The sequence below is a fragment of the Actinomadura montaniterrae genome (assembly GCF_008923365.1).
Lineage (GTDB): Bacteria > Actinomycetota > Actinomycetes > Streptosporangiales > Streptosporangiaceae > Spirillospora > Spirillospora montaniterrae.
In genome coordinates this window covers 1-8256 of the sequence record NZ_WBMR01000318.1, presented here as the reverse complement: position 1 = coordinate 8256, position 8256 = coordinate 1, and the positions used below count along the sequence as shown (strand labels likewise).

Annotated in this window: 9 protein-coding genes; 5 read left to right on the top strand and 4 right to left on the bottom strand. The window is 75.4% G+C overall.

Features of this window, described 5'->3' with window-relative positions; translation table 11 throughout:
* On the bottom strand, positions 1-648 hold a 648-nt coding region (locus F9B16_RS46880; protein WP_151546747.1), incomplete at its 3' end, for a DUF2637 domain-containing protein.
* Positions 649-982: 334 nt separating this feature from the next.
* Here F9B16_RS46880 and F9B16_RS46875 point away from each other — a divergent pair.
* The 4 genes from F9B16_RS46875 to F9B16_RS46860 all read left to right on the top strand — a co-directional run bounded on the left by F9B16_RS46875 (position 983) and on the right by F9B16_RS46860 (position 4901).
* Entirely contained in the window at positions 983-2287 is a 1305-nt protein-coding gene (locus F9B16_RS46875) for an erythromycin esterase family protein (RefSeq protein WP_151546746.1), read from the top strand.
* 109 nt (positions 2288-2396) lie between these two features.
* Positions 2397-3185 carry a DUF427 domain-containing protein gene (locus tag F9B16_RS46870; RefSeq protein ID WP_151546745.1) on the top strand — a complete coding sequence of 263 codons (789 nt, stop codon included), beginning with the start codon at positions 2397-2399 and terminating at the stop codon, positions 3183-3185.
* Positions 3182-4093: a PfkB family carbohydrate kinase gene (locus tag F9B16_RS46865; protein ID WP_151546744.1), complete on the top strand. Its 912-nt coding sequence runs from the start codon at positions 3182-3184 to the stop codon at positions 4091-4093. Before F9B16_RS46870 ends, F9B16_RS46865 begins: the two co-directional genes overlap by 4 nt.
* Positions 4094-4187: 94 nt before the next feature.
* Positions 4188-4901: a Crp/Fnr family transcriptional regulator gene (locus F9B16_RS46860; RefSeq protein WP_151546743.1), complete on the top strand. Its 714-nt coding sequence runs from the start codon at positions 4188-4190 to the stop codon at positions 4899-4901.
* Between the two features lie 24 nt (positions 4902-4925).
* Here F9B16_RS46860 and F9B16_RS46855 read toward each other — a convergent pair whose 3' ends face one another.
* The gene (locus F9B16_RS46855; RefSeq protein ID WP_151546742.1) at positions 4926-5312 is read right to left on the bottom strand and encodes a DUF3291 domain-containing protein; all 387 of its coding nucleotides are present in this window, start codon (positions 5310-5312) and stop codon (positions 4926-4928) included.
* 90 nt (positions 5313-5402) lie between these two features.
* Between F9B16_RS46855 and F9B16_RS46850 the strand changes: the two genes are divergently transcribed.
* Positions 5403-5966 (top strand): TetR/AcrR family transcriptional regulator, encoded by a 564-nt coding sequence (locus F9B16_RS46850; protein WP_151546741.1) that lies wholly within the window; start codon positions 5403-5405, stop codon positions 5964-5966.
* A gap of 4 nt (positions 5967-5970) precedes the next feature.
* On the opposite strand, the gene F9B16_RS46845 is transcribed toward F9B16_RS46850, so the two are convergent.
* Together F9B16_RS46845 and F9B16_RS46840 are read right to left on the bottom strand one after the other, a co-directional pair.
* Positions 5971-7443 carry an MFS transporter gene (locus tag F9B16_RS46845; protein WP_151546740.1) on the bottom strand — a complete coding sequence of 491 codons (1473 nt, stop codon included), beginning with the start codon at positions 7441-7443 and terminating at the stop codon, positions 5971-5973.
* Between the two features lie 37 nt (positions 7444-7480).
* On the bottom strand, positions 7481-8256 hold a 776-nt coding region (locus F9B16_RS46840; protein ID WP_151546739.1), incomplete at its 5' end, for an RNA polymerase subunit sigma-70.

Sequence of the window (8256 nt, the reverse complement as noted above, 5' to 3'; positions counted from 1 at the left end):
CTCGGCCTCGCGGGCCCCGGCGGCCGCCGAGCCGTTCGCGGTGCCCGACTCGATCGCCTTGCCGGAGTGGCCGGGCACCTGGATCTGCGGGAACGGCCCGGTGTTGCGCAGCGGCATCAGCGTGATCTGCTGCAGCGTGACCGGGCCGGCGATGGCGCGCGGCGCGGGCTCGGCGGGCTTCGGCTCCTCCTCTTCCGCGGACTGGCGCGAGACGTACCGGTGCAGTGTTCGCAGCAGGACGAACAGGCCGAGCATCGACACGATCGGCGGGACCGCGGCCGTCGCCTGGTAGGAGAACGACCGGTGCCCGACGTGCCCCACGTTGAAGATGAGGCTGGCCGTCCAGCCCGCGAGGGCGATGGCGAGCGGCAGGAAGAAGTCGAGCCAGCTCATCATGTCCCGGCGGCGCAGCACGAAGGCGTCGACGGCGAGCAGGAAGAGGCCGAGTTCGCCCACGATGATGAACAGGTCGACCAGCAGCGGGAACGAGTCGGCCTTCCATCCGCGCAGGCCGTGTTCCAGCGCCCAGTGGTAGAGCCCGGCGTAGGACTGGGCGAAGCCGCCCGCGGTCGCGGTCATGACCGCGATCGCCATGAAGGCGATGGCCCCCCACCGTGTGATGACCTGTACCCGGTTGGCAGCGCTCATGCGGCAGGTGCTCCAGATTGTCTTACCTAACCAAATGTGATCGGTGGGAGACTATCCATTCCCTGCGCGTTTCGTGGGGGATTCCAGTTACGTCTGTGTACCGTTCGGCCTCTACCGGACCCGCGGGACGAAACCGAACCCGGCGGACGGCCCGCCCGGCGGGCCGCCGCGCGGTCGTCGAGCCGCCCCGCGAGTGAGCGGATCCGACATCGGGTGCCCGAATCGGGGCGGCGGCGTGCATCGATCCGGGGATCCGGGGAACGGCGACAGAAGCGAGCGATTTGAGTGATATGTCGATTTCGTCGCGGGAGAACCCCGGGGGGAGGGGGACACGATGAGCGACGCGGACGACGTGCTCGGGGCCGCGCTGCCGCTGGAGTACGAAGAGGACCTGGACCCGCTGCTCGACCGGATCGGCGACGCCGCGTGCGTGCTGATCGGCGAGGCCAGCCACGGCACCCACGAGTACTACGCCTGGCGGGCCGCGATCACCCGCCGGCTGATCGCCGAGCGCGGCTTCTCCTTCGTGGCCGTCGAGGGCGACTGGCCGGACTGCCGCCGCGTCGGGCGGTCGGTCACGCTGGCGCCCGGCGGCGCGGAGGACCCGCGCACCGCCCTGAACGCCTTCGAACGCTGGCCCACCTGGATGTGGGCCAACGACGAGACCGTCCGGTTCTGCCGGTGGCTGCGCGAGCACAACGCCGGGCTGCCGCCCGACGAGCGCGCCGGCTTCTACGGGCTGGACGTCTACAGCCTGTGGGAGTCGCTGCGGGCCGTCGTCGACCACCTGGCCGAGCACCGCCCCGAGTACCTGCGGACGGCGCTGGAGGCCTACCGCTGCTTCGAGCCGCACGGCGAGGACCCGCGGTCCTACGGGTGGAACACCGCGCTGGTCCCGGACGGGTGCACCGAGGAGATCATGGCGCTGCTGACCCGGCTGCGCCGCCCCGTCTCGCACGGCGACTCCCGCGACCCCGACGAGGAGCTGGACGTCCGGCAGAACGCCGAGGTCGCGGCGGGCGCCGAACGCTACTACCGCACCATGATCGGCGGCGGGCCGGAGTCGTGGAACGTCCGCGACGTGCACATGGCCGACACCCTCGACCGGCTGACGGACTTCCACACCCACGGCGGCCAGACCGGCAAGGGCGTCGTGTGGGCGCACAACACCCACGTCGGCGACGCCCGCGCCACCGACATGGCGGACGCGGGCATGGTGAACCTCGGGCAGCTCGCGCGCGAGCGGCGCGGCCGCGACCGCGTCGTCATCGTCGGGTTCGCGGGCGGCCCCGGCGAGGTGGTCGCCGCGCCGAGCTGGGGCGACCCGATGGAGGTCATGACCGTCCCGCCGCCGGCGCACGGGTCGCTGGAGGAGGTGCTCGCGCGGTCGGAGCTGCACCGCGGCCTGTTCGTGGTGCCGCCCGAACGCGACATGCCCGCCTTCCTCACCGGGACGCTCGGGCACCGCGCGATCGGCGTCGTCTACGATCCGGACCGCGACCCGCGCCAGTACGTCCCGACGCGGCTCGCCGACCGGTACGACGCCCTGTGCTGGTTCCGGATCACCTCCGCGCTCGCCCCGCTGCACCTGGAGGCGGCGCGGCGCGGCGAGCTGGAGACCATGCCGACGGGCGTGTGAGCAGCGCCGGCAGGCGCACGAGCAGCGCCGGCAGGCGCACGAGCAGCGTCGGCAGGCGCACGAGCAGCGTCGGCAGGCGCACGAGCAGGGCCGACGCAGGGAGACGGGCATGACGCTGACCATGGGCCCCGGGCCGCTCGCCGGATCGCCCGGCGACGACGTCAACTTCCGCATCGAGGGGCCGAAGCACCGGCTGTTCATGCACGACTTCCCGCGCCGGGTGCACGCCCGCTTCGGCGGGGAGGTCGTCTTCGACACCGAGCGGGGGAAGCTGCTGCACGAGACGGGGCTGCTGCCCGTCCTGTACGTCCCCGAGGAGGACGTCCGGACGGACCTGCTGGAGCGGACCGGCCACAGCACGCACTGCCCGTTCAAGGGCGACGCCGCGTACTGGACGATCCGCGCCGGCGGCCGCGCCGCGGAGAACGCGGTGTGGGGCTACCCGGAACCGCTGCCCGAATCGTCCTGGCTGCGCGGCTACATGGCCTTCTACTGGAAGCCGATGGACGCCTGGTACGACGAGGACGAGGAGGTGCACGGGCACCTGCGCGACCCGTTCCACCGGGTCGACGCGCGCGCCACGTCCCGGCACGTCCGGGTGCTGCTGGGCGGGGAGGTCGTCGCGGAGACCGAGCATCCGATGCTGCTGTCGGAGACGGGCCTGCCCAACCGGTTCTACATCCCGGCCGCGGACGTGCGCCGCGAACTGCTGACCCGCAGCGACAAGCGCACCGTCTGCCCCTACAAGGGCGAGGCGACGTACTGGTCGCTGGACGGCGCGGAGAACGCGGCCTGGTCCTACGAGGAGCCGCTCACCGACGCGGCGAAGATCGGCGGCCTGCTGAGCTTCGACCACGAGGCCGTGACCGTCGAGTCCGAGCCGCCGCCCGGCACGTGAGCGCGCCGCCGGACGTCGCCGTCGCCGGGCAGATCGTCCGCGACCTGGTGCTCGTCGTCGACGAGGCGCCGGGTCCCGGCGGCTCGGCGGACGTGCGGCGCCGCCGGGAGATGCTCGGCGGCAAGGGCGCGAACCAGGCGGTCGCGCTGGCGCAGCTCGGCGTGCGGCCGGCGCTGGTGGGCGTCGTCGGCGACGACGACGCGGGCCGCGACGTGCTCGGCCAGGCGCGCCGTGACGGCGTCGACGTGTCCCGCGTGGTGCGCCGCGAGGGCGCCGCGACGGGCCTGATCGTCGACATCGTCGACGGCGCGGGCCGCTGGCGCTACCTGGAGGACACGCCGCCGCCCGTCCTGCTCACCGAGGCCGACGTCGCGGCGGCCGGGCCGCTGCTGCGGGCCGCGCCGTGGACGGCCGTCCAGCTGCAGCAGCCGCCGGGGGCGGTGCGGGCGGCCGTCGAGCTCGCGCGGGGCAACCGGATCGTGCTGGACGGGGCGCCGTCCGAGGACGACCGCGACGACCTGCTCGCGGCCGCGTTCCTCGTCCGCGCCGACGCGCGCGAGGCCGCGATGCTGGCCGGCGCCCCGATCGGCTCGGCGGAGGAGGCCGCACGGCTCGGCGCGGACCTCGTCCGGCGCGGCCCGTCGCTGGTCGCGCTGGCCGTGGAGGACGCGAACGTCTTCGTCTGGGCGGGCGGCGGCGCCGTCGTGCCGCTGGACGACACGCCCGTCGCCGACACGACGGGCGCCGGGGACGCGCTCACCGCAGCGCTGATCGCCGCGCTCGCCCGCGGGGAGCCGCCGGAGCGCGCCGCCCGGTTCTCGGCGGCGGCGGCCGGTGCGACCGTCGGCCGTCCCGGCGGCCGTCCCGCCCTGAGCTTCGAGGGCGTGGGGGCGCGCGCGGGCCTGTGACGGGCGCGCGCGGGCCGGTTTGCCGGACACCGGTTTACCGGGCAGGTGACAGCGGGCATGTCAAGGTTCCCGGCGACCGGTAAGGAGGACGGCCTTGCCCCCCTCGTCCCCGTCCGTTCCCCGGCCCGGGTTCTGGGCCGCGCTCGACTCCGCGCAGCGGACCGCGCTGCGCGCCGCCGCACGGCCGCGCCAGTTCCCGGTCAAGGCGCCGCTGGTCTACCAGGGCGACGAGTCCGACCACGTGATCATCATCGAGCGGGGCTGGGCCAAGGTCACCTCGACGACCGAGGACGGCCACGACGTGGTGCTGGCCGTGCGCGGGCCGGGCGACCTGCTCGCGGAGAGCGCGGTGCTGGGCGGCCGCACCCGCTCGGCGACGGTGACGGCGCTGTCCCCGGTGCGCGCGCTGGTCGTCCCGGCGGGCCGGTTCACCGGGTTCCTGGACGCGCACCCGGACGTGTGGATGCTCGTCACCGGCACGTTCGTGCAGCGCATCGACGACTCCGACCGGCGGCTGCGCGCGCACGTCGCCAGCCGGGGCACCCAGCGGCTCGCGCGGCTGCTGGCCGACCTCGCCGAGCGGTCGGCGCAGCACGTCGCGCCCGCGCCGGACGGGTCGATCGCGATCGGGCCGCCGCTGTCCCAGGAGGAGCTCGGCAGCTGGATGGACGCCTCCCGCGAGACGGTCGCGCGGGCGATGACGGGCCTGCGGGCCGCGGGGCTGATCCGCACCGGATGGCGCAGGATCACCGTCGTCGACCTGCCGGGCCTGCGCGCGTTCGCGGACGACGCGGAGCCGCCGGGCTAGAGGGCCGGAGCGAGCGGGCGCGGGTCAGTTCCCCGCGATGCGCCGCTGCGCCTCCTCCCAGCCGATGGGCAGGTCGGCGGCCTTCGCCTGCCAGAAGACGAACGTGGAGTCGCGCATCACCGCGCGCTTCGCCCGCATCGAGGACCGGTGCGGTTCGGCGGCGGCGTAGGCCCGGATCGCCTTCTCGTCGCGCCAGGCGGACAGCGTCCAGAACGTCCGCTTCAGCAGCTGGGCCTTCAGGGCGACGCCGTGCGCGCCGTCGGACCGGCGGGCCTGGCGCAGCAGGGACATCGAGGTGAGGAGGAAGCCCGGCACGTGGCGGAGCGAGCGCACCTCGAGCCGGGACGCCATGACGGTGACCTCGGCGTCGGCGCCGGGGGCTCGGACGGGGATCCAGGGCAGGGTCGGCATGGCACGGGTCCTTCGCTCGGACATCATCTTGTCGTTGACTAGATTGCCCCCGCGCCGCGAACTTGTCAATGACAAGATAGGATCGGCGGCATGAGCGACGACGCCTACCACCACGGCGATCTGCGGCGGGCCGTCATGGCGGCCGCCGTGGACGCGATCGCCGAGTCCGGACCGGCCACCTGGAGCCTGCGCGAGCTGGCCCGCCGCGCGGGCGTCTCGCACGCCGCCCCCGCCCACCACTTCGGCGACAAGGCCGGGCTCCTCACCGCCGTCGCCGCCGAGGGGTACACCCTGTTCGCCGACGCGCTCGAGGCCGCCGGCGACGACTTCCACGACGTCGGGCTCGCCTACATCCGCTTCGCCGTCGGCCACCGCGCGCACTTCGAGGTCATGTTCCGGCCCGAGCTGTACCGCGCCGATGACCCCGAGGTCGCCGCCGCCCGCGCGCGCGCCGACGGCGTCCTCGTGCGCGGCGCCCGGAGCGTCGCACCGGGCCGCCCCCGCGGCGACCTCACCGCCCCGATCGCCGCCTGGTCGATCGTGCACGGCTTCGCCGAGCTCTGGCTCCGCGGCGCCCTGCCCGCCGAGCTCGGCGACGACCCCGTGGCCGCCGCCGAGCCCGTCATCCGCCTGCTGTTCGAGAAGCCCGCTTGAACGGTCAGGCGCCGCGCCGCGCGTCCTCCGCCGGCGGCACGGCCTGCGGGACGGCCGCCGGGACGGCACCGCCCTTCGCGGGGACGAACAGCGCCGCGACCACCCCGGCCGCGGCCACCGCCGACGCGACCCACAGGGCCGGCTTGAACCCGTCGACGAACGACGCCGGCGTCGCGTAGCCGCCGTTGTGCGCGAACACCGCGGCGAGGATCGCGATGCCGAACACGGCGCCGAGCTCGCGCAGCGCCGTGTTGGTGCCCGCCGCCACGCCCGCGTCGCCCGCCGGCACCGCCGCCGTCGCCGCGCCGGCCGTCGTCGCGAAGACCATGCCGGTGCCGGCGCCCGCGACGATCAGCGGCGCGACGAGCGTCCCGTACGACACGTCCGGCGCCGTCACGGCCGCCAGCCAGCCGAGCCCGGCCGCCTGCAGCAGCATCCCGCCCGCCATCAGCGGGCGCGGCCCGATCCGGTCGGCGAGCGCGCCCGCGAGCGGCGCGGCGACCATCGGCATGCCCGTCCAGACCAGCAGCCGCAGCCCCGTCTGCAGCGGGGAGTGGCCGAGCCCGGTCTGGAACAGCTGGGTCATCATGAACAGCGCGCCGAGCAGCGACACCGCCAGCAGGAAGATCACCGCGTTCGCGGACGCGAAGCCGCGCAGCCGGAAGTACGCCAGCGGCAGCATCGGGTGCGCGGCCCGGCGCTCCCACAGCAGGAACGCCGCCACGAGCACCGCCCCCGCCGCCAGCGCGCCCGCCACCTCCGGCGAGTCCCAGCCGGCCGACGGCGCCCGCACCGGCGCCCACGTCAGCGCGAACATGCCGAGCCCCGCGAGGAGCTGGCCCGGCACGTCCAGGTGCGGGCGCGGCCCGCGGCTCTCCCGCAGCAGCGTCGCCGAGAGCGGGATCATGACCAGCCCGACCGGCACGTTGATCCAGAAGATCCACTGCCAGGCGAGGCCCTCGGTGATCGCGCCGCCCAGCACCGGCCCGCCGGCCACCCCGAGGCCGGTGATCCCGCCCCACAGCCCGATGGCGGCACCGCGCTTCTCCACCGGGAACACGTCGCTGATCAGCGTGAGCGTCAGCGGCAGCAGCAGCGCCGCCCCGGCGCCCTCGACCACCCGGGCGGCGACGAGCGCGCCCGCGCCGCCCGCCAGCGCGCACGCGGCGGACGCCGCGGTGAACACCGCGAGGCCCGCCACGTAGATCCGGCGGCGGCCGAACCGGTCGCCGAGCGCCGAACCCGTCAGCATCAGGCAGGCGAACGCCAGGTTGTAGGCGTTGATCGTCCATTCCAGGTCGGACAGGCTCGCGCCCAGGTGCGTGCGCAGCACCGGCAGCGCGGTCGCGACCACCACCACGTCCAGGGAGCACAGGAACGCCCCCAGCCCCGCCAGCACCAGCGTCCAGCCCCGTCGCGCCGCCGGGACGGCGTCCCCCTCGGACGCCTCCCGGCCGGTCGCGGTCTTGCTCGTCATCTCCGGCATCCCGGTCCCTTCCCTCGGAGCGGATCGCTCACCGGGTACTGACCGCCGCCGGCCCGAAAGGAACCGCTCCGCCGGACGCGAGCGCGGACGGCCGCCCGGACGACAGTTCGGGCGGCAGCCCGAACCTGGGGAACAGGGCCGGATCGAGGAACGCCACCACCCCCGAGATGCCCCCGCCGGTGACCGTGAGCACCTGGAGGCAGTGCGCGCGGTACGCGCCATCCGGGCCGCGCAGGTACGCGGCCGAGGCCGGCCGGCCGTTCGCCGAGGCGGGGACCAGGCGCAGATCGCCGGGCGCGCCGAAGATGTGCGCGGCGGCGAACCGCGCGACGTGGCCGCGCCCGGCGAACCACGCCTCGAACGGCGGCATCTCCAGCGTCGCGTCCCGCGTCAGCAGGTCCGCGAGCGCCGCCGCGTCGGCGTTCTCGAACGCCGCCGCGTACTGGTCGAGCAGCGCGCGGACGCCCGGATCGTCCGGCTCGGCGACGCCGTCCTCCTCCGGCGCGAGCCGTTCGATCTGCTCGCGCGCCCGCTGCAGCATGCTCTTCACCGCCACCGTGGACGTGCCGAGCGTCTCGGCGACCTCGGCCGCCCGCCAGCCCAGCACGTCCCGCAGGATCAGCACCGCCCGCTGCCGCGCCGGCAGGTGCTGCAGCGCCGCGATCAGCGCCAGCCGGACCCCCGCGCGGGACGCGACGACCGCCGCCGGGTCGCCGCGGCCCGCCGCGTCCGCCCACGCTCCGGGCAGCGGCTGCAGCCACTCGATCTCCGGCCGGGCCGGCCCGACCGGGCCCTCCGGATCGG